This window comes from Streptomyces sp. NPDC058239 (assembly GCF_042882185.1).
Classification (GTDB): Bacteria; Actinomycetota; Actinomycetes; order Streptomycetales; family Streptomycetaceae; genus Streptomyces.
The window spans coordinates 54,760-74,005 of the sequence record NZ_JBHVWS010000040.1; the positions used below are offsets into that span (position 1 = coordinate 54,760).

The window sequence follows — 19,246 nt, forward strand, 5'->3', positions numbered from 1 at the left end:
CTCCTTCCGAAGAGAGGATGACCAGACGGTCCCGACGACCGCAGATCCAAGGCACCTCTCTACCCCGCCGCTCGCTCGAAGGCTGACCGGTGGCGGTCTCGCCAAGTACCGCGCTCGGCACGTGCCCGAGTTCCGCCAACGGCTCGTGGACATCGAAATCCAGGAGCCATTGGGCCACGTTCCAGGCAGGATGCCTCTGTGAATCATGTTCTGTGCGGGCTTGCCGCCAACGTGAGCCTGCCGTCCGAGCTGGTCGACCGGCTGATCGCAGTCGCGGACGCCGACATCGCTGTGGACCTTGCACATCGGGCGGATCTCAGCCACGCACAGGCGGTGGCGCTGGCCTCGCGTGTTGAGGAAAGCGCTGTGTCGCTTGCGTACGCAGGCCTGCTGACCGCCGCCGACGTCGATCCCGTGACACAACCGGACGTCGCGCTCGCCCTGCTTGCCGAGCGCGCCGGACGCCCGGAGTGGGCGCGCCTCTTCGCGGAAGATCCAGTCGTCGAGCGCCGGGAGAAGCTGGCCGCCTGCTCCGGCCTTCCGGCCGATGTGGTGGAGATGCTGGCCACCGACTCGGACGTACAGGTCGTCGCAGAGTTCGCGTTGTGTACGACACCGGAGACGACCACCAGACTTGCGAGGCATCCACATGCCGAGGTCCGCCGCGCGGTGGCGGCCAACGAGGCGACGCCACTGGCCGTACTGGCGGCGCTGCTCACCTGCGAGGGGCTGCCTCCCGCGCAGTGGTGTCTGGTCTGTGACCGTGAAGAGGCTCCGTTCGTGCACGATCCGCAATGCTCGCGACTCGACTGCGATCTGCTGTCCGGCGCCTCCTGCGACGGCTCCCACGAGTCCACCAGGCACGAGACGCAGCAGATGGCGATTCGGAACCCGGCCACACCCACCGAAGCCGTCGTCAGCTTCGTAGGCCACCCTTCGCTGCTGCTGCGCTGGGCGCTCGCCGGTCGCCCCGATCTGCCATCGGAGGTCTGTGCTCGGCTCGCCGTAGATTCGAATCCCGGTGTTCGAGCCGACCTTGCCGAGAATCCGGCGATCGACGGCGCCTTGATCCGCGTACTGGCCACCGACCGTGACCACGAAGTGCGGCGTAGGCTCGCCCACAACCCACTCGTACCGCTCGACGTGCTGATCCATCTGGCCTGCGTTACCAAGATCGGCGCCACTCTGCTGCCGCGGATCGCCTCCGCATCCCCCGACGAGATCGAGAAGCTGGCCGAATCACCGAACCCAGCCGCGCGGATGCTCATAGCCCAGCGACGCGATTTGCCACCCGCTATACGCGACGCGCTGGCCGCCGACTCCGACGCAAAAGTGGTCAAGTCCATCGCCCCGCACCCGGGCCTCTCGGAAGGCCGACTGCGCACCATGCTCGACCGGCACGGAGCCCGGGTCGTCGCCAAGGTGGCCGCCAATCCGGACGCGACTCCGGCACTTTTGGAGGACCTTGCCCGGCACGAACCATCGGTGCAGAAGGCGTTCCGCGAGATCGCCCGGCATCGCAATGCGTCGGCACCGGCGCTGCTCGCCTGCCTGGCAGACACACAGGCGAGGCCTATAGCCGCCAACCATGCGGCCCTTCCGCCGTCGATCATCGAAGAGCTACTCACCGACGCCGACTGGCAGGTGGTGGAGGCGGCAGCCGCCAATCCTTCGCTGCCGCTCGCCGTGATGTCGGATCTGATGCCCCGGCTGTAAGCCCTGGCCGCCAACTGAACCCTCAGCCCCCCAGCTCAAGCGCTAACTCGCCAGTGGAAGCGCTCCTTACCTTGTTGGAGGGTTGATTCCGGTCCTTCGTACGATCGGGAGACCCGGGGGCCCGGGTGTGGCTTCGGAGCGCTCATGCCGTGGTTGCGGCTTTGACTGATTGGCCGCCCAGTGCCCCGCGACGACACGGCCACTTATTGGGATGAGCGAAGAGAGATCGCTTCGTAAGGACACGTCGGTGTGGTCGTCTGCAGGGACCAGTCAACCGATCGACGAGGGAGGCTCGGGTGTCCGAGCTCAGGGCGGGGACAGATGCCGGCAAGGCCGTGCATCACTGCACGGTGATCGACACGGACGGAACGAAGGTGCTCTCGCGCCGGGTGCCCAACAATGAAGCTCCGCCATCTTGAAGTGGCTGGTCAGGGGTCTGGTGTGACGTTGTTCCGGGGTGCTCGTGCTGGTCGTGGGCGGCAGTCTGAGGTGTAGATCGTCTGGCAGGGCGGGTTTGCGGATTCCCGCCCGTCGTCGACGAGGCCGCTCCTACGATCCAGCGCATGACGGACCCCGAGGTGCTGGAGCGGATCACCGCGCGACCTGCGGAGCTGGACGGACTCGAAGAGCAGCTGGCCAAGCAGTTGGCGGAGGTGCGGGCCGAGCGGGACGAACTCGCCGTGGCGGAGCGGGTATTGCAGCGGATGAGCGAGCAGATCGCCGACGAGCGGGCGGGGGCCGGGTCGCCGGTCGTGCAGGTGGCCGGTCGGGCGGTGCGGCTGGTCCCCGACCGTGGGCCGGGGGTGTCTGAGTCTGCGCTGCCGGCGGACTGTCAGCGCATTCTGACCGTCGTGCGGCAGGCCGCCGGTCCAGTCGCCACCCGGCAGATCGGCGAGGTGCTGGGCCTGGACACCGGGGTGCGAGGGAAGCTGGAGCCGTTGCGCGGGAAGCTGACGAAGCCGGCCGACCGCGGCTGGCTGCACAAACTGCCCGACGGAAGGTTCACCGCCCGTCGCTGACCCGTAACCGGGGTGTTCCCGGCGGCCGTTGGAATTGTGTGACGAAAACCAAAGAGCACGCCGGGGACGCCGTATCCCTGGTCTACCAGTGCCGCCTGCCGCTGTCCACGCGCACCGTCAGCCACCTCGCCAACCTGCTGCGACGCCACCTGAAGGCGATGCGGTCGCGGTGGCGGGCGCTGCCGCCCGGGAGGATCGCCGTGATCGTTCTGGCCGTGCTCCGGCACGACCAGCGGCTGGCCGACATGGCCGGCGGCAACGACATCTCCGCTACCACCGTGCGGCGTTGGCGCGAGGAACTGATCGGCCTGCTCGCCGCGAAGGCCCCGCGACTGGACCGTGCCCTGAAGAAGATCGCCCGGCGAGGCGGCGAGGTCGTCCTGATCGACGGCACCCTCATCCCCACCCAGCGCCGCACCGGGACGGCGAACCGCCCTAACTACTCCGGCAAGCACCACCGTCACGGCCTGCACGTCCTCGCCCCGACCGACGACAAAGGTCGCCCGATCTGGATCTCCGCCGCCCGGCCCGGCCGCACCCACGACATCACCGCCGCCCCGCCGCGACCACATCCTCGCCCACCTGCGCGCCGCCGGCCTCGGCGCCCTGGCCGACCTCGGCTTCCTCGGCCTGGACAACACCCCAGACGACCCCGTGGTTGTCACCGGCTTCAAGGCCACCCGCGCCCGCAAGCTCACCCCCGCCGAGAAGGAAGCCAATCGGGTCCTGGCCGCCGCACGCGCCCCCGTCGAACACGGCTTCGCCCACCTGAAGAACTGGGGGATCCTCACGAAACTCCGCACCGACCCCGCCCGCGCCACCCACCTGCTGCGGGCCCTGCTCGTCCTGGCGAACCTCGAAGCCGCCGCCGACAAATGAGCTACACCCCAGACTGCCGCCCACGATCAGCACGAGCACCCAGCAGTTGAATCACACCATCGCGCGTGGCCCGACGTCAGGCGGCCCGAGTCCGGTCCCGCATTTCGGCGATCGCCGGGAACCCGGGCCCGCTTTGCCGAGCAGCCACGGTGTCAGGCCGTCCGGATCCGGTCCCGCACCTCCGGCCGCGCCTCGAACCCGGCCGCCTTGTACGTGGCGGTGCCACCGACGTTGGAACTCGGCGTGCAAACGCGCACGCTCGACGAGCCCATCTCCCGCAGCGCGGCCGCCCCGGCCACGGTGATCGCCCGGCCGTAGCCGCGACCACGGTGGTCCTCGTGTACGCCCATCGGCTCGACTAGCCCCGGCTTCCCCGGGCCGGCCGACCACACCGTCACCACCGCCGCCACGTTGCCCTGGTCGTCATAGGCGCCCAGGCAGCGGGCGTCTGCGTAGAACGGTCCCGCCGACATCGCGTGCCAGTACTCGCGCGTAGGCCTCGAGGTGTTGAACGCCGACCGCAGGACGTCGGCGAAATCCTGCGCCTGCTCCGGGCCGATCGCCCTGATCCGCACGCCGGGGTCCTCCACCGGCTCCGCGAGGCCGCGGAAGAGCGGTGTCCACGGCTCGTCGACGCCCCAGCCCTCCTTGGTCAACAGGTCGTGAAGCAGCAGGCCCAGCGGCGCCTCGATCGACACCGCTCCTTCCGGCAGCACGCCGCGCTCAGGCAGCGAGAAGTCCTCGACGAGCCGCCGCGCCAAGCCCTCATCCTGGAAAGCGTCCGGAGCGACCGTCATCCGCACCACTATCGGCGAGTCAAGCATCCCGACCGCGAGGATCCGTCCGTCCCGGCTCCAGGTCCGGACCACCGCGGCCGTCTCGGCCGTTCCGAACCGGTAGTTCCAGCCCATGTCCCCCGAATGCAATTGCATCGGCGCTCCGTCGTACTGCCATTCCCGCAGCGCGGCCATGGCCTCGCGCACCCCGTCGACCGCCGGCGTTCCCAGCACAATCGTCATAGCCGGGATCAGACACCCCATCCCGAAGGTCCGCAACCGATTAACCGACCCAGTAGTGCTCCCGCAGCGGCCCGACTGAGACCTTCGCTCCGCGCAGTAGTCCTGCCGGCGAGACATCGCCGTGGATCTGCTCGCTGATCCGCAGCATGGCGCGCATCGCCACCTCGAACTCGTCACGCTCGCCCCGCACGTCTACCAGCTGCTTGGCCAGCTACTCCTCGACGACGTCCAGCTCAGCCCGTCGAGCGGCGATCCGGTCCAGCATCACGGAATCCGTCGGATGACGGAGCGTAGAAGACACCTCGCGCACGGCGACCGGGATTCGGGGAACCGTCAGATGATCTCGACAGCAGACAGCCACCCGCGACCAGTACGAATGCCGCGAAACCTTGCCACGCCAGCACCCTGACCAGCAACTTCAAGATGGCGACACCTCAACGAACCCGAACTGCTCGAGCTGTTGGCCGACGTCCTCGCACTGGCCGAGGACAGTCCGGTGACCTGGGCCGTCGACTTGAACGCCGGAGGGGGTGCCTTGCTGATCGCCCTACTCGTCGGCCATGGGCAGCGGCTGCTCTACATCTCTGGCTGCACTGTTCACCACGCCTCCCGCGGCTACCGCGGTGACGGCAGGACCGATGCGAAGGATGCCTACGTCATCGCTGATCAGGCAAGGATGCGCCGGGACCTGCAACCTCTGCAGGAGTGGGACGAGATCGCGGTGGACTTGAAGATCCTCACCGCCCGCCGCTACGACCTCGTCGCCGACCGAACCCGCGCGATCAACCGGCTACGAGCCCGGCTGCTGGAGTACTTTCCGGCGCTGGAGCGGGCCTTCGACTACGCAGCCTCCAAGGCGGCGCTCATCTTGCTGACTGGTTACCAGACTCCGGGTGGCCTGCGCCGGGTGGGCGTGCGTCGGCTGGTGAACTGGCTGTTACCTGCACACACACGCGGCACGCCTCACTCCTCAGCAGCGTTGAGCATGTCCCGTACCCGCGTGACCTCCCATGGGGCGTCCTCCACGGGCCAGCTCGCGGCCAGTTCCTCAAGCATGGCGCGATGGTCCTCGATGACCTCTTCCCACAGCAGCCCCGATGCCGCAGCGGCTTGAACCTCTACCTCGGAGCAGCGCGTCGCCCGCACGAGTGCGTCCAAGGAGTTGGTCCCCGGAGACTCGTCCAGCAGTTCCAGTGCCCTGACCCGGTCATTCAACGGCACGTTCTCGTCGCAGGCGACATTCCCAAGCGCCTCGACGAGCCGTAGGTCAGCCTCCTCCGCATCCTTGAACACCGCTTCCACCGCATCGAGAGCCCGCTCGCGAACGTAATCGCTCGCGGCGGCCTCCACGACCTCGGCCAGCAGGAACGGCTCGTCCGCTGCAATGACGTCCAGCGCCGACAGTGCGGTGAGGTGCTTGGCCTCGGGCCCGTACATGCGGCTGAGCTCGGCCGGTGAGGGAGGCTGCCGCAGCACCTCCCGGATGCGGTCCAGGACGAGTGCCCTCTCCGGTTCACGTGCTTCCTCGCCACCCCGCTTCACGGCGCCGTCAGGACTCCACCAGTGGTCGAGGGCGATGCCCACGGCCGCCTGGTCGTCGCTTTCGAGCAGCGTGCGAAGCGCCCGGTGATACGACTCGTCCACCGTGGGAGCCCTCAGCCGCTTATGAGCGCGATACAGGTCCGGGTCCGCCAGCCGGTGTCCTTCCCAGTGGACGCTGTGCGGCTTGCCGAAGATCAGCTCAATGGGGTTCTGGCCCCATGGATGCTGGGGAGGCCGGTCGCCCCAGCTCTCGGCGACCTCTTCCAGGATGGCGCGGTGCCGATCCAGGCATCCCGTCCGCACCAGGAAATAGGACGCGTGGGCCTGCACCTTCGGCTCACCATCGCGGAGCGCCCGCAGGAGAATGTCGTCCGCGTCCGCGCCGAGGCTGTCGGCCAGGACGCGGACCGCCGTCTCCTTCGTGAGGTAGAAACCGACGGACGGGTCGAAGATCAGGTCGCCCAGCGCGGCAACGAGCCTCTCGTCCTTCACCTCGGCCTCGTCGAGCACGCCGTAGGCCATCCAGATGGCCTCCTTGCGCACCGCGTCCGAGTCCGTGCGCATGAGAACGTCCCGCAGGAGGCCGGCGTCGCCGGGCTCCGCGTGCCGCGCCCCGATCATGTTCAGGGCGCTCACCTCGGCGGGAGACATCGGCCGCCGGAGCACCTCACGAGCCCGGGCCAGCACCTCGGGCAGGCAGGCCTCGGCACGTTCCTCGTCCTCCAGGACACGACGCAGCCCCTCCGAGGACTCGTAATGGTCGAGTGCGATACCCACAGCGACCGGTTCTTCGCTGCGGAGCAGGGTGGCGAATGCTTGCAGGCATCCCTCGTCGCTGAGCGGGAACCTCAGCTCGTCATGGGCCTTCCGAAGTACCGGATCGTCCAACTCCGTGTCTTTCCAGTAGGTGCTGTGGAAGCCCTCGACCGCTTCGCGAACATGCTTCGCCTCCCAACCCGCGTCCTCCGGCCAGGACCTTGCGAGGCGCCTGACGCGGTCACGGTGGACGCGGAGCCGCAGGGGCGTCGCAAGACAACCCGCCGCGTACACCTGGAGTTCCAGTGCGGACGACTCACTGAGACGGACGATGAGGTCCTCGACCTCCGGGAGATCGAGATCCTCCAGGGCCTGCATGGCGTCCTTGCGATCACGCACATCGAGGCCCTCGTCCAGCACCGTGGCGGTGATCGTCGCGAGCAGTCGCCGGTTCGGCTCCTCGCCCTCCGCGAGGGCGGTGCCGGCCGCGAGAAGCGCCATCTCCCGCACCTCGGCGTCCGGGGCGCCTTCGAGGGCGTCTGCGATCAAGTCCGCGTCCTCCTCCTCGGCGAGATGCCACATCACGGTGAGAGCGCTCGCGTGGCTGCGGCCGGACGGAGATTGCCCAAGGAGGTCTCGGGCGGCGAAGCGCACCTCGTTGGCCAGCGGCCAGTAGGGGTTGTCCACACCCCACCTGGTGTCCGCCTGTGCCGACTGGTAGTCGTCCAGAGCCCCGCGGACGACGTCGATGTCGTCGCTCCCCAGCCGGGCGCTGAACTCGCCGAGGCGGGACTGCTCGCCGTCGTTCACGGGACCTCCCTAATGATCATCTCTTCAGGCTGGCAGAGCCATCCGGACAGTGTCTCCACATTTTCCGATCGCTCTTCCTGACACCACGCGCCAGAGCCCCCGCCCCGGACCTGTGAGAACCCCACTTAACGGCGGTTTCCGTTCCGATTCACTCCGATCCCCGGCTCACTGGAAGTGGTCAGGGTGCCGAAGTCGGCGTGCGCAGTCGCGACGGCATCGGGGCGGCGCTGGACCCTCTCGTAGGCTGCCAGGGCCCGGTAGTGGCCCGCCAGGGACGGGTTCGGCCTTTGCGCTTGCCGGTGGGGGTGATCAGGCCCTTTATAGGTGGATTCCACCGACTCGCGGGCTGCCTGCGGCGCAGGACGGTGTGGATCATGTCGTCGGTGACGACGGTGGGACGGCCGCAGTGCTTGCCCTTGCGGGCAGCGGCGTCCAGGCCCTCCAGAGTGACGCGGGCGGCACGTCACGGTCGGCCTCGTGCGAGCTGTCAGCGCTCGCCTTCGCGCTGCGCTGCCTCGCCTAGGCGACCGCGCGCGACCACAGGATCGCCGACGTCCGCGATCAGTTGGAGGAGCGGCTGCGTCAGCTGACCGCAGCGGTGCGGCCGCGCGCCGAGTATTCCGTCGTCCACGGCGAGCTGGGCCTGGACCACGTCAGGGTCGACCGAGACGGCCATCCCGTCGTGATCGACATCGAGAACCTGCTGTACTTCGACATCGAGTGGGAGCACGTGTTCCTACGCCTCCGCCATACCGCCAGCCAGTACCAGCAGTTGATGGCGGACGGCCTCGACGAGGACCGCCTTGCGCTCTACAAACTCACCCAGCATCTGTCGCTGACAGCCGGCCCGCTGCGCCTGCTCGACGGGGACTTCCCCGACCGGGAGTTCATGCGGGGGTTGCCGAGCATCACCTGAACGAGACGCTGGCGCTGGTCCCGGCGGGTTGAAGATGCGACCTGCGTGCTTGTGCCGGTCAGCTGACCGGCGTGGTCAGGCCACTACGCCGGGGGTCAGGTAGAAGGACGAGACCTCATCGGTGCGCGAGCGTCGAGGACTTGTTTGTTCAACTCGGCACGAGAAGGGGCCGAACCTCGTAAATTGCCCCGATGTCTGCCGCACGCGCGCGCCCTTGGCGCTCCACTGTCGAAGCCCTCCTGACGGATCGCTATTCCTCGCCCGTCGAAGTCGACGCCTGGGAGCGCCTGGAACCCTGGGCTGTTGCGCGTGCGACACTCCGCGGTGTGGCGGCACCCAGGACTGTGGTCGTCAAATGGGTGCGGAGTCATCCGAGCGAGACTCGCACCGAACCCTGGCGACTCCGTACCGAGTTGGCCGCGCTCCGGTTCCTCTCCGACGACCTCGGTCTGACGCTTGCCCCTCACGTCATCGCTGCCGACCTTTCCGAAGGACTCATGGTTCTGGAAGATCTGGCACCCCGCACTGCCCTGGACCACCTGCTCCGCCGTGACGGCGCCGCAGCCCATTCCGATCGACTGGCCGTCTTCGCCCGCGCCTACGGCGAACTCCACGCCGCCACTGTCGGTTACGTCGACGCCTACCGCGCGCGACGGGCGTCTCTCGGGACGAGTAACCCGGAAGCCGATCACGTGGGCTGGTTCGCCCAGCTCCGGGACGAGACGCACGGACATACCGCGGTTCTCGGCGCCCCCATCACCGGACGAGCGGAGACCGAACTCAGTGCTGCTCTGGCTGAGTTGAACGAGCCCGGCCCGTTCTTGGCGCTCAGCAACGGCGATGCGGAGACGAACAACATCTTGCTCCACGAGTCAGGCCCCGCCGACGCCCGCCTCATCGACTTCGAGTCAGCGGGCTACACGCACGCCCTCCTCGACGCTGTCTGCCTCCATGTCCCCGGCCCGGCATGGATGACCGTGGGCGACCCCATCGGCACCGGCCTTGCCGACCACTACCGCTGCGCCCTGGCCAGCGGCGTTACCCAGGCCGAGGACGACCTGCGGTACGGATTCGGCCTGGCGGCGGCTTGTATCTCCTGGGCGATCGTCCGTCTGCAACGGTTCGCCATCCTCGACGTCCGCGCACCCGGCGACCACAGCAGGCCACAGCTCGTCGAGACGTTGGAGGCCGCGGCCCGTACCGCCGAGGCCCATGGCGTCCTCCCTCACCTCACCGGCTGGGCCTGCCGCACAGCCCACCTGCTGCGCCGGCGCTGGCCCGACGCGGACCTGGACTTCACCAATCCCACCACTTTCCCGCCCTACACGGCGCGCCACTGACTGACCAGGACATCTTCCAGAACGCGGCAATGTCCGTGATCGCTGCCCCAGGCCAGCCCCAGGCTGCCGACGAGGTCGGCCCCGGACCGGCTCTTGTTCAGCGGCACAATCAAGTGGGGAAGACGAGCGACCCTGGGGAACTTCACAAATCCTCATCAGCGAAGGCCCGACCGCGCCATTCGGAGGCTCTGGTGGCCGCGAGGTAGCCGGCCCAGTTGTTCTGGGCCAAGGCCGCCCACTGATTCGTGGTGTTCCGGTGGATGCCGAAGAGGTCACTGAGGATGATCGGTGGGATCTCACCTGCCATGCCGAACAAGGCTGTATTGCGGGCTGCGATGGTAGGCAGTCCGTGCTTCCTGAGTTGCGTCGACAATGCCTCTGGGCTGCGGGGGCGGCTGTCGGGACGACCGGGCAGGAGAAGTCCGGGGTGCTCACTGCTGGACAAAGGTCCCAAGGCGGCATTCGACCGGCCTGTGGTGATCATCCCTTGGATGAGACGAGCCAGTGTCGGCGGCACCAGCACGGGGTGCTTGTCGAAGGTGAAGTAGGTCCCGTCCTCGTCCTGGTGGAAGCCGTCGGTTGTCAGGTGAACGATGCGGATCAGGTACTGGCCCAGGTGCTCTTGCCGCTCCCGGCTGCGCCGATCAGGACGATCAGCGCCGGTTCAGGGATGGTCGTGTCGACCGGCTGCATGGTGCCAAGGGGTGTGCGCTTCACGGGCGTTCTCCTTGCGGGTGGAGAGTGGAGGTGGCCAGGTGCAGGCGCATCCCGGCCGAGTCGGTGACAAAGGCCGCAGCCTCTTCGATCGCCCTGGCGGCGGACTAGGGGGCCGCGCCGTCCAGCGGCGTGAGCGCGGCGGCATGCGAGGCCATCGTCAGTAACTGGTTGAGCGAGCCGAGGATGCCGTCCTGCGGGGCAGCCTCGTCGAACAGCTCGCGCAGCATCTCGGCGAGGAACTCGGCGTCGATCGGTCTGCCCAGTTCGTCCTCGATCTGATGGACGGCCAGCTTCACGATCCCGGCGGAGACGCGCACGCGGTCCAGGCGGCGGGGGTCACCGGCGGCTGCCCGTGCGTAGGGTGATCAAGGTGGTGATGAGAGTGGCGGCGACGCCGATGGCCCGGTGGGCCGTCTGGTCGAAGAGGCACTCGAACTCACCCATCTCAGCATCCGCCAATACCAGCGGCCAGGCGGGGAAGTCATTGCCCTACTCGTAGTCGCTCCATCCAAAAGGTGACCGGGAACGCGTCATCCCCATGTCCGCGGAACTGTTCGGCGTGATCGCGTCCATCGCCCCTATCGGTACCAGTTCCTCGCGCGCTCCGGGATCGTCGAGGAACACCGGGAGCAGCGCCTCCACGTCGGGCCGCGACCCGTGCCGCAACACCACGTCCACGACCATCGACTTCCACCGCCAAGTCACCGTCGTCGGATCGCTGACGTACCTGTTGAGCAGAGACGACCACGATGGTCGGCCGGCTGCGGACAGCGCCGAATCCGTAGCGGATCCGCTCGCGGCCGGACTCGATGCCCGCGGGCGTGGTCAATCGGCGGCAGCGGAGCCCGACGGGGAGCCATCCACAACAGCGGTACCTGCTGTACGCGCCTCCTGTTTGCCATTCCTAGGCTTCCTAGGCTAAACCTAGAGCCCCTAGTTGACGTGGAGGGCGAATGGTGCGGGCAGGGCTGACGGCGGAGCGGGTGACGGTCGCGGGCGCCGAGCTGGCGGACGAGGTGGGGCTCGACCGGGTGACCATGTCGCAGGTGGCGCGGCGACTCGGCGTGAAGGATGCGAGCCTCTACACGCACGTCCGCGGTCTGGAGGATCTGCGCGGACGGATCGCGTTGCTGGCGGCGGACGAGAAGACCATCCGTATCGCGGAGGCGACCGCCGGGCGGTCGGGCAAGGACGCGCTGGTCGCCTTTGCGAACGCCTGGCGGGAGTACGCCCGCAAGCATCCAGGCCGCTACATGGCGACGCAGACCCCGATCCAGATCGACCCTGAGCTGGCCGCGAAGGCGCCCGGACCACGGCGCGCGGTCGAGCTGACCTACGGCATGTTGCGCGGCTACGGACTGGCCGAGCCGGACCTGACCGACGCGGTCCGGTTGCTGCGCAGCACGTTCCACGGGTTCGTCGCCTTGGAGGCTGCGGGTGGGTTCGCGCACCAGCGTTCGCCGCAGCATTCCTGGGTCCGCGCCCTCGACGCCCTGCACACCCTCCTGGAGCACTGGCCCCCATTCCGAGAAGGAGACTCCTCATGACCGCCCCGACCATCGGCAGCCTGCGCGTGAACAGCGCAACTCTGCACTACGAAGTGCGCGGCCACGGCCCGCTCCTGCTGTTGATACCCGGGGGGACGGGCGGCGCGGCCTCCTTCGACGATCTCGCCGACGACCTTGCCGCCGAATACACAGTCGCCACCTACGACCCGCGCGGGATGTCCCGAAGCACGCTGGACGACCTCGAGGCCGAGCAGAGCGTGGCCGAACATGCCGACGACGCGTTCCGAATGCTGGAACTGCTGTCGCCCGGTGAGCCCGCCCGGGTGTTCGGCGCCAGTTCGGGCGCGATCGCCGCCCTGCACCTGCTCACCGCCCATCCTGAACGCGTCGAACGCGTCGTGGCGCACGAGCCCCCGGCGGTAATGGTCCTGCCGGACGCCTCTGACCATCGCGCACTCATCGCGCGCGTGCAGAAGACATTCCGCACGCAAGGGCTCATGCCGGCGATGGCCGTGTTCGCCGCGGGACTGAAGAAGGACGGCGACACCACCGAGCCGAGGGCCGAGACCGAGCTTCCGCCGCAGGCGGCGGCGAGGGCTGAACAGACGATGGCCAACCTGCCGTACTTCGTCGGGCGCATTGTTCCCAGCTTCATGTCCTACACCCCGGACATAGACCGGCTGGAGGCGCTGTCGGATCAGCTCGTGCTCGCCGGCGGCCAGGACTCACGTGGCGAGCTGGCCTACCGTCCGGCCGCTCTCGTGGCCGAGCGTCTCGGCATCGAACTCCTGCACTTCCCCGGCGGGCATATCGGCCTGACCACGCATCCCGCCCAGTTCGGCGAACTCCTTCGCAGGGTGTTTCGCACCCAGCACTCCAGTGTGACTTTGTGATTTGCCGTCACGTTGGGGTGACGTGGCGGCTAGCCGGCGGTGCCATGACCGATCGCCCGGATGACGTCGGCAAGCGAGACCAGTGGTAGCCCACCACACGGTCCTCCTGGCGAGCAGGCCCTCAAGCTCCCGCATCGACATGCCGCCGCGATGGTCACGCCGGATCGCCGAGTACAACTCGACCTTCGACATCTGCGGCAGGACCAGCACCTTTCGCCAAGAGCATCCCGATGCTGCCCTGGCAAGAGCCCCCGTGCCTCCCAAACTCATCAACATCACCCAACCGTGGATCGGGGGCGCCTCCCAAACCCATCGATACGTGACGTCACTACTGCTCGACAGAACCAAGCCGTTCGCTCCGGACAGAGTGTGTGCCGACTCCGAGTCCTCTCCGCGAGAAGTGATGGCGCTGCTTCAAGCCGTCACCAGAGGCGATCGCGGAGTTCACCAGCCTGCCCGCCCCGGTGAGGCCCGGCGCTTAAGACGGTCATTTACCGAATCGCCGTTCGCGATTCGCGTACGAGCGAAGTGCGCGCAGGAAGTCCACGTGACGGAACGCCGGCCAGTAGCAGTCCACCCAGTGCATCTCGGCGTACGCGGACTGCCAGAGCAGGAAGCCGGATAGCCGCTGCTCGCCAGAGGTTCGGATGATGAAGTCGGTGTGGTCGGCGGTTGGCGAGTACAGATGCCGGGAGATGTCCTCGATTTCGAACCGCTCGATCAGGTCGGCCGGGTCGCCACCGGCCGCAATGTGTTCCTCGAAGGCGCTCTTCACCGCATCGACGATCTCCCGTCGGCCGCCGTAGCCGACCGCGACGTCCACCTTGAGCCCGCCGCGCCCGGCCGTCGCGGCGGCGGCCTCCTTGAGCACCCGGGCGCTGACGCCTGGCAGCATGTCGAGCGAGCCGATCACCTGGACCTCCCAGTGACGGCCTTCTGCCGTGATGTCCCGGACGGTCTCTTCGATGATCTCGATCAGCGGGCCGAGCTGCTCGGCAGGGCGCCCTAGGTTGTCGTCGGAGAGCATGAAAAGGGTCACATGCTCGATTCCTGCGGCAGTACACCAGCCAAGGAACTCGGTCGCCTTGGCGCTGCCCGCCCGATACCCCTCCCGGACGTCAGCGTGTCCCGCCTGTCGGGCCCAGCGCCGGTTGCCATCGAGCATGATTCCGACGTGCTGCGGGCGTGGCAGCCCCGCCAGGGTGGCGGCCAGTCGGCGCTCGTACACCGCCTCAATCGGCCGTCGGAGGAACAGCGGGAGCAGTTTCATGAACCATCTCCATTGCTTCGTGGAACCCCGGCGGACCCTACCAGGGGCCTCTACATTCGGCTCCTGCTCTCACGCGGCTGGCCGACGAGCGGGCCGGCCCGGCGGGGCAGGACGTTTGTTCAGCGACGACGCCTGGGGCGTGCAGCATGAATGTGCAGGTCAGGGCGATTGTCAGTGGTACCCCCACAGACAGATGCGACTTGGTATCAGTGGGTAGTGGAGGGTGGAGGTTCTCGTGCAGTCCGAGGTGCTTCGAGCGTTCCGGTTCACGATGGACCCGACCTGTGCTCAGGAACAGGTGCTGCTTCGTCATGCGGGTGCGGCACGTTGGGTGTTCAACCACGCGCTCGGCGTGAAGATGGCCGCGCATCAGCAGTGGCGACACCAGGTCCCAGGCTCTCGTCGATGTGGGGGCACGGAGGCGTAGGCCCGTAAGCGTGTCCGGGTGCCGGTGCCGAGGAAGTTTTTGGGTGGCCCCCATGCCATCCCCTTGTTGGATCGTCGGTGACCTCAGTAAGGCACATACACAATCGAGGACATAGGGTTATCAAGGTAAACCGATCGCAACTTGGGGTTGGAGGCTCGTTTGCACCCCACCTCGTCGCCCTTGTCCGCGCCGGGGCCCGCTTCGAACGCGGCCAGATCATCGAACGCCCCGAAGCCCCCGCAGCCTGAAGCAGGTCAGTGATCCACAGGCTTTGGCCGCTTGACGGCGACCTGCCCCGGCAGGGACTCACGCCGGATCCGGCAGGTCCATAAGCGCGAGCTTGGCCGGGTCGATCACGACAGTCATGTCGGTGATCCGGCCGTCGACGACGGTGAACGCGAGGACCGAGACCGGGGTGCCGTCCTCGCGCCAGGAAATGATCCCCGGGAGACCGTTGACGAGCACCGCCCGCCCCTGTGCGGCTGCGTTGGCAGACAGTTGCGCACCGGCTGCGACCTTGGTGGCGCCGAGGGCGACGACTACGCCGGACGGGGTGTCGACGGTCAGTTTCACCTCGGGGTCGAGTACCCGCAGCAACTCCTCGAAGTCGCCGCGGCGAGCCGCCGCCAGGAAGGCCCGGACCACCTCTCGCTGCTCCCGTCCGACGCCGGTCGGCCGCTCAATCGCCTGCACCTTCCTGCGGGCGCGGCTGGCGAGCATCTTGGCGGCGGCGGTGGACTTGCCGAGGATCTGGCCGATCTCGTCGAACGGCACCGCGAACAGGTCGTGCAGCACAAATGCCAGCCGCTCGCTCGGCCCGAGCGACTCCTGGACGACGAGAAGCGCGAGCCCGACGGAGTCGGCGAGCACCGCGTCGTCCTCGGGAGCAGGACTGTCGTCGAGCGTCACCACGAGCTCGGACAGGCGGTCGTCGTAGGACGCCTCCGGGCGGGCCTGGCGCGATCGCAGGACATCGAGGCTGATCCGGCCGACCACCGTGGTCAGCCAGCCGGCGAGGTTGTGGATGGTCGCCGCATCCTGGCGGGAGAGCCGCAACCAGGTCTCCTGGACCACGTCCTCGGCGTCGGCGTGCGATCCGAGCATGCGGTAGGCGACCGAGCGCAGCCGGTCGCGCTGGGCCTCGAACGCCTCGGCCATCGGGTCCGTCGGGCTGGGGTCGGACATGTTGTTACCTTCCTCGGCTCTGCTCCGTCATGGGTGATGACGGGCCCGAAGGGGCGCAGGTAACCGATGAAGGAGCAAGACCGATGGAAGCACGCATGACAAGCCCGGCCAATCCTGACGTGATCACAGCGATCCAGCACCTCTACAAGGCGATTCACGCCGGGGGAGTCGACAAGCGCCTGCTGTCGCTGGTCCATCTGCGTACCAGCCAGATCAACGGCTGCAGCCCGTGCATTTTCGCCTCGATCGAGTCGGCGCAGAAGGCCGGTGAGACAGACGAGCGGCTGCACAACGTGGTCGCGTGGCGCGAGACACCCTTCTACGCCGATGAGGAGCGGGCGGCTCTCGCCCTGACCGAGGCCGCCACCCGGCTCCAGGACGGCGCACCGGGCGTGACCGACGAGATCTGGGACGCCGCCGCCGACCACTTCAGCGAGGAGCAATTGGGCGCGATCATCCTGGAGGTCGCGATGACCAACTTCTTCAACCGGATCAACCGCACGGTCCGGGAGCAGGCCGGCAAGACCTGGTGAGTCGGGCGGGGCGTCATCCCCCCGGAGGCCGCGCCTTCCTGACGTCAAGGGGTGACGCCCCACAGACCGAAACTCCGGGGTCCGTGGCATTCGTGACAGGCACCCCGATCCACAGGTCTTGACTATTCCTCGACCAGAGGTGACCGCCACCGCTGCCGGGTGGCCCGCTGTCCATTCAGCCAGTGCGCCGGTGAGGGGGGAGGCCGCTGATGAAATGGGCGATGCCGGTGAGCCTTTTCCAACCTCACGTTGATGCGTGATGAAGGACAAGGACGGCTTTCACGATGTCGGTGATCTGGTTGGTGCTGCAGCGGAGCTTCCGCAGGAGGCGCCATGGCCTGCTCGCCGAGGCAGCGGATCTTGACGTGAATAGTGTTGTGACGGCGCTTCCATCTCTTCAGGCGGCGGCCCCGGAAAGGGACCCGGACGGGTCCGCCGGCTCCTTGGTACGCCTTGTCCGCCCAGCACTTGAGCCGCGCATGGGTGAGTGCGTCGACGAAGCCGTGTGTACGGGCGGCGGTCAGATCGTGTGTGGAACCTGGTCGCTCGGGCGAGGCCCACAGCAGCCGTCCGAACGGGTCGGTCAGGACCTGGACGTTCATGCCGTGGCGTTTGTGTTTGCCGGAGTGGTACGGGGTGTCGGCGGCAATCCGGTCGATCGGCAGGAGCGTTTCGTCGAGGATCACTTAGGCTGGCCGGCTTGCGGTCCGCGTGGCCTCGGCCAGGCTCGGCGCGAGCGCGGCCAGGACCTCTATCGCTTCGCGGATGTGGCGGAAGACCGTAGCGATTCCGATGCCGAACCCGGCGGCGAGCTGGGCGTAGGTGTCGCCGCAGCGCAGATGGGCCAGGACCGGCAGGGCCTGGCGGTCCGGCGTGATGTGCCGCCATCGGGTGCCGGTCTCGCGACGGCGAGCGGCCAGGTGCTGGGCGAGGTCACGCGGGTGCGTGCTGGACAGATCCATCGCCGATGGGTGGACAAGCACACGAAGCTCCTGGTCGGCACGGGTGATCTTGGTCGTGAACCCGTCTACCAGGAGCTTCGTCAGTTCGTGCAGCCCGCCAACCGCCTGTCCACACCGTCAGGTCGCAACAGGGTCGGTGTACCGGTGGGGCCTGGACTCAGTGGGTGTGCTTCTGCCAGTCGTGAGGCACCCGTTCGTGCGGGCCGGGCACCGTCTGCGTCTGCGGATGGTGCTGGGGCGGCGCCAGGTTCGGGCCCTCGCCGAACATCTCCTCGGTGCGGAAGTCCCAGAACCAGTCCTCGCCCGGCTCGAAGCTCTGCATGAACGGATGCCCGGTGTCGGCGAAGTGCCGGGAGGCGTGCTGCTCCGGGGAGGTGTCACAGCAACCGACGTGCCCGCACTGGGCGCACCGGCGCAGGTGCAGCCACCAGCCCTGCGCCGCTTCACATTCCACACAGCCGGTTCCGCTGGGCGGCACCGTCGGGTCGATACCCTCAATGGCCTGCGACATCAATGTCCTTCTGCCGTAGAGATAGGTCGCCGTGTCCTGATCGGCGCTACCGAGCCGCGCTTTCTCACACACCTCGGTGGCGTAGAAACTTTCCATTTTTGGTAAAAGCGAACACATCGACCCGGATCTCACTACTAACGAGGCGAACCGGTCAACTGGAAGGTGATCGGTAAAGACGCCGCTGTAAGCGATGCCGAGGATGTGCGTCTTGCCGCCGCTGCGGACGGAGACGCGGCGGCCGCCGTCGGCACTGATGTGGTGGCTCGACCTGGGGCGGGTCGCCCCCCGTGTCCCGCCCCTGCATACCGGCGGACACCGCCGACCGATCGACCACGGAGACAAGATGAGGAACTCCCAGGCATTCCAGGCCCCTCACCTCCTGCGACGTGTCGCGAGTTCAGCTGGTGCCGGGCAGAGCCGCTCAGCTGGTGCTGGGCAGAGCCAGACGGCGGCTACTCGATCGGCTCCAGGGCGAATTTGATGTTGTCACCGTTCTTCACCGCTGTGTGGCAGCCGCCGTTCGTGACCAATGTGCCGTTGACGTAGATGTTCCACTGGTGAGCGCTGTCCGCCTCGTCGACGTCGATGGCGGTCACGACGAAGTCATTGAGGCTTTCATCGAAGTGCGATTGCACGTTGAACTCGAACTTGTCGGAGGCGTCAACCAGGGCAGTGATCGGCGTCGCGCTGTTGGAGCCGGCGTCGCAGAGGGTGCCGTCGAAGACGGGACGCGGCCCGGTGGTGATGGGAATTGTGCCCGAAAAGTCCTTCCCGTCGATTTCGAGTGAAACCTTCTCGCTCTGGGCTGCGGCCGGCGAAGCAGCCCCGAGGGTGAGGCCGAAGGCAAGAGTGGCCGCCCCGAGGGCGAACTTGCGGAGCGGGAACGGTGACGTCATGCGAAAACTCCCGATGAAGACGAACATGATCAACGGGTCAACGAACGCGCTCCGCGCAGGTTGCGTCGCCCCGCGACACCCCCTGTGACTTCGGGCGTTATCTGGCCAGGGCTCCCGGACGAACCCAGGTCAGAGTGATCCGTCGATTCGTAGTTGGCCAGTCCGTCGACAGTCTGTTGGCCACAGGGGATCTGGGATGGGCTCGCCGGGGGGGGCAGGCAGATATGCGGAGAGCTACACGATGGCTGTGCTGCCCGAGCTGCAACAAGGTCAGTGGCCGGCTTCCGGATGCCAGAGCGCGCCGGCGTAGCGGATGAGAGCGGTGGTGAACTCAGAGTGCTGCTGCT

20 protein-coding genes and 3 pseudogenes are annotated in these 19,246 nt (G+C 67.6%); 12 read left to right on the plus strand and 11 right to left on the minus strand.

The window, feature by feature from the left end:
• Positions 1 to 198: 198 nt before the first annotated feature.
• The 4 genes and pseudogenes from ACFVYE_RS32820 (at position 199) to ACFVYE_RS32835 (ending at position 3,614) form a co-directional block, all read left to right on the plus strand.
• Positions 199 to 1,716, plus strand: a complete 1,518-nt coding sequence (locus tag ACFVYE_RS32820; RefSeq protein ID WP_389607993.1) for a hypothetical protein — start codon at positions 199 to 201, stop codon at positions 1,714 to 1,716.
• 563 nt (positions 1,717 to 2,279) lie between these two features.
• Entirely contained in the window at positions 2,280 to 2,735 is a 456-nt protein-coding gene (locus ACFVYE_RS32825) for a hypothetical protein (protein ID WP_383965014.1), read from the plus strand.
• A 245-nt stretch (positions 2,736 to 2,980) separates the two neighbouring features.
• A pseudogene (locus tag ACFVYE_RS32830) lies at positions 2,981 to 3,238 on the plus strand (IS5/IS1182 family transposase); the annotation flags it as partial.
• A 127-nt stretch (positions 3,239 to 3,365) separates the two neighbouring features.
• Complete coding sequence (locus ACFVYE_RS32835; protein WP_389608016.1) at positions 3,366 to 3,614, plus strand: transposase family protein; 249 nt, start codon at positions 3,366 to 3,368, stop codon at positions 3,612 to 3,614.
• A gap of 152 nt (positions 3,615 to 3,766) precedes the next feature.
• Here the strand turns inward: ACFVYE_RS32835 and ACFVYE_RS32840 are convergent, their stop codons facing one another.
• Positions 3,767 to 4,633 (minus strand): GNAT family N-acetyltransferase, encoded by an 867-nt coding sequence (locus ACFVYE_RS32840; RefSeq protein WP_389607994.1) that lies wholly within the window; start codon positions 4,631 to 4,633, stop codon positions 3,767 to 3,769.
• A gap of 40 nt (positions 4,634 to 4,673) precedes the next feature.
• On the minus strand, positions 4,674 to 4,823 hold the full coding sequence (locus ACFVYE_RS32845; RefSeq protein ID WP_383965019.1) for a hypothetical protein: 150 nt from the start codon (positions 4,821 to 4,823) through the stop codon (positions 4,674 to 4,676).
• Between the two features lie 246 nt (positions 4,824 to 5,069).
• On the opposite strand from ACFVYE_RS32845, the pseudogene ACFVYE_RS32850 reads away from it, so the two are divergent.
• Positions 5,070 to 5,678: pseudogene (locus ACFVYE_RS32850) on the plus strand (IS110 family transposase); the annotation flags it as partial.
• Here the strand turns inward: ACFVYE_RS32850 and ACFVYE_RS32855 are convergent.
• On the minus strand, positions 5,597 to 7,741 hold the full coding sequence (locus ACFVYE_RS32855; RefSeq protein ID WP_389607995.1) for a hypothetical protein: 2,145 nt from the start codon (positions 7,739 to 7,741) through the stop codon (positions 5,597 to 5,599). The pseudogene ACFVYE_RS32850 and the gene ACFVYE_RS32855 overlap by 82 nt on opposite strands.
• A gap of 367 nt (positions 7,742 to 8,108) precedes the next feature.
• Between ACFVYE_RS32855 and ACFVYE_RS32860 the strand changes: the two genes are divergently transcribed.
• The 3 genes from ACFVYE_RS32860 to ACFVYE_RS32870 all read left to right on the plus strand — a co-directional run bounded on the left by ACFVYE_RS32860 (position 8,109) and on the right by ACFVYE_RS32870 (position 9,997).
• The gene (locus ACFVYE_RS32860; protein WP_389607996.1) at positions 8,109 to 8,264 is read left to right on the plus strand and encodes a hypothetical protein; all 156 of its coding nucleotides are present in this window, start codon (positions 8,109 to 8,111) and stop codon (positions 8,262 to 8,264) included.
• Between the two features lie 42 nt (positions 8,265 to 8,306).
• Positions 8,307 to 8,657 (plus strand): hypothetical protein, encoded by a 351-nt coding sequence (locus tag ACFVYE_RS32865; RefSeq protein ID WP_389607997.1) that lies wholly within the window; start codon positions 8,307 to 8,309, stop codon positions 8,655 to 8,657.
• A gap of 191 nt (positions 8,658 to 8,848) precedes the next feature.
• Entirely contained in the window at positions 8,849 to 9,997 is a 1,149-nt protein-coding gene (locus tag ACFVYE_RS32870; protein ID WP_383965024.1) for a hypothetical protein, read from the plus strand.
• Between the two features lie 142 nt (positions 9,998 to 10,139).
• Here ACFVYE_RS32870 and ACFVYE_RS32875 read toward each other — a convergent pair whose 3' ends face one another.
• The 3 genes from ACFVYE_RS32875 to ACFVYE_RS32885 form a co-directional block, all read right to left on the minus strand.
• Entirely contained in the window at positions 10,140 to 10,481 is a 342-nt protein-coding gene (locus ACFVYE_RS32875) for a hypothetical protein (RefSeq protein ID WP_389607998.1), read from the minus strand.
• A gap of 337 nt (positions 10,482 to 10,818) precedes the next feature.
• A complete protein-coding gene (locus ACFVYE_RS32880; RefSeq protein ID WP_389607999.1) occupies positions 10,819 to 11,031 on the minus strand; it encodes a hypothetical protein in 213 nt (70 codons plus the stop codon).
• Between the two features lie 172 nt (positions 11,032 to 11,203).
• Positions 11,204 to 11,386: a hypothetical protein gene (locus ACFVYE_RS32885; RefSeq protein WP_389608000.1), complete on the minus strand. Its 183-nt coding sequence runs from the start codon at positions 11,384 to 11,386 to the stop codon at positions 11,204 to 11,206.
• Between the two features lie 281 nt (positions 11,387 to 11,667).
• Here ACFVYE_RS32885 and ACFVYE_RS32890 point away from each other — a divergent pair, with 281 nt between their 5' ends.
• Together ACFVYE_RS32890 and ACFVYE_RS32895 are read left to right on the plus strand one after the other, a co-directional pair.
• Positions 11,668 to 12,261: a TetR/AcrR family transcriptional regulator gene (locus tag ACFVYE_RS32890; RefSeq protein ID WP_383965036.1), complete on the plus strand. Its 594-nt coding sequence runs from the start codon at positions 11,668 to 11,670 to the stop codon at positions 12,259 to 12,261.
• A complete protein-coding gene (locus ACFVYE_RS32895) occupies positions 12,258 to 13,115 on the plus strand; it encodes an alpha/beta fold hydrolase (RefSeq protein ID WP_389608001.1) in 858 nt (285 codons plus the stop codon). The genes ACFVYE_RS32890 and ACFVYE_RS32895 overlap by 4 nt, the downstream gene beginning before the upstream one ends.
• Positions 13,116 to 13,602: 487 nt before the next feature.
• On the opposite strand, the gene ACFVYE_RS32900 is transcribed toward ACFVYE_RS32895, so the two are convergent.
• Positions 13,603 to 14,385: an isoprenyl transferase gene (locus ACFVYE_RS32900; protein ID WP_383965042.1), complete on the minus strand. Its 783-nt coding sequence runs from the start codon at positions 14,383 to 14,385 to the stop codon at positions 13,603 to 13,605.
• A gap of 247 nt (positions 14,386 to 14,632) precedes the next feature.
• Between ACFVYE_RS32900 and ACFVYE_RS32905 the strand changes: the two genes are divergently transcribed.
• Entirely contained in the window at positions 14,633 to 14,812 is a 180-nt protein-coding gene (locus tag ACFVYE_RS32905; RefSeq protein WP_389608017.1) for a helix-turn-helix domain-containing protein, read from the plus strand.
• Between the two features lie 306 nt (positions 14,813 to 15,118).
• Here the strand turns inward: ACFVYE_RS32905 and ACFVYE_RS32910 are convergent, their stop codons facing one another.
• Positions 15,119 to 15,997: a sigma-70 family RNA polymerase sigma factor gene (locus ACFVYE_RS32910; RefSeq protein ID WP_389608002.1), complete on the minus strand. Its 879-nt coding sequence runs from the start codon at positions 15,995 to 15,997 to the stop codon at positions 15,119 to 15,121.
• Between the two features lie 83 nt (positions 15,998 to 16,080).
• On the opposite strand from ACFVYE_RS32910, the gene ACFVYE_RS32915 reads away from it, so the two are divergent.
• Entirely contained in the window at positions 16,081 to 16,530 is a 450-nt protein-coding gene (locus ACFVYE_RS32915; RefSeq protein WP_389608003.1) for a carboxymuconolactone decarboxylase family protein, read from the plus strand.
• A 244-nt stretch (positions 16,531 to 16,774) separates the two neighbouring features.
• Here the strand turns inward: ACFVYE_RS32915 and ACFVYE_RS32920 are convergent.
• The 3 genes and pseudogenes from ACFVYE_RS32920 to ACFVYE_RS32930 form a co-directional block, all read right to left on the minus strand.
• Positions 16,775 to 17,513 (minus strand): annotated as a pseudogene (locus ACFVYE_RS32920) (transposase family protein).
• A 136-nt stretch (positions 17,514 to 17,649) separates the two neighbouring features.
• The gene (locus ACFVYE_RS32925; RefSeq protein WP_389608004.1) at positions 17,650 to 18,003 is read right to left on the minus strand and encodes a UBP-type zinc finger domain-containing protein; all 354 of its coding nucleotides are present in this window, start codon (positions 18,001 to 18,003) and stop codon (positions 17,650 to 17,652) included.
• Between the two features lie 452 nt (positions 18,004 to 18,455).
• The gene (locus tag ACFVYE_RS32930; RefSeq protein WP_389608005.1) at positions 18,456 to 18,926 is read right to left on the minus strand and encodes a hypothetical protein; all 471 of its coding nucleotides are present in this window, start codon (positions 18,924 to 18,926) and stop codon (positions 18,456 to 18,458) included.
• Positions 18,927 to 19,246 lie beyond the last annotated feature (320 nt).

Excerpts from the sequence above, each read along its gene's own strand:
- ACFVYE_RS32870 (WP_383965024.1), top strand. The coding sequence starts at position 8,849 with ATGTCTGCCGCACGCGCGCGCCCTTGGCGCTCCACTGTCGAAGCCCTC.
- ACFVYE_RS32825 (WP_383965014.1), top strand. The coding sequence starts at position 2,280 with ATGACGGACCCCGAGGTGCTGGAGCGGATCACCGCGCGACCTGCGGAG.
- ACFVYE_RS32915 (WP_389608003.1), top strand. The coding sequence starts at position 16,081 with ATGGAAGCACGCATGACAAGCCCGGCCAATCCTGACGTGATCACAGCG.
- ACFVYE_RS32895 (WP_389608001.1), top strand. The coding sequence starts at position 12,258 with ATGACCGCCCCGACCATCGGCAGCCTGCGCGTGAACAGCGCAACTCTG.
- ACFVYE_RS32890 (WP_383965036.1), top strand. The coding sequence starts at position 11,668 with ATGGTGCGGGCAGGGCTGACGGCGGAGCGGGTGACGGTCGCGGGCGCC.
- ACFVYE_RS32925 (WP_389608004.1), bottom strand. The coding sequence starts at position 18,003 with ATGTCGCAGGCCATTGAGGGTATCGACCCGACGGTGCCGCCCAGCGGA.
- ACFVYE_RS32910 (WP_389608002.1), bottom strand. The coding sequence starts at position 15,997 with ATGTCCGACCCCAGCCCGACGGACCCGATGGCCGAGGCGTTCGAGGCC.
- ACFVYE_RS32900 (WP_383965042.1), bottom strand. The coding sequence starts at position 14,385 with ATGAAACTGCTCCCGCTGTTCCTCCGACGGCCGATTGAGGCGGTGTAC.
- ACFVYE_RS32840 (WP_389607994.1), bottom strand. The coding sequence starts at position 4,633 with ATGACGATTGTGCTGGGAACGCCGGCGGTCGACGGGGTGCGCGAGGCC.
- ACFVYE_RS32875 (WP_389607998.1), bottom strand. The coding sequence starts at position 10,481 with ATGATCACCACAGGCCGGTCGAATGCCGCCTTGGGACCTTTGTCCAGC.
- ACFVYE_RS32930 (WP_389608005.1), bottom strand. The coding sequence starts at position 18,926 with ATGTTCGTCTTCATCGGGAGTTTTCGCATGACGTCACCGTTCCCGCTC.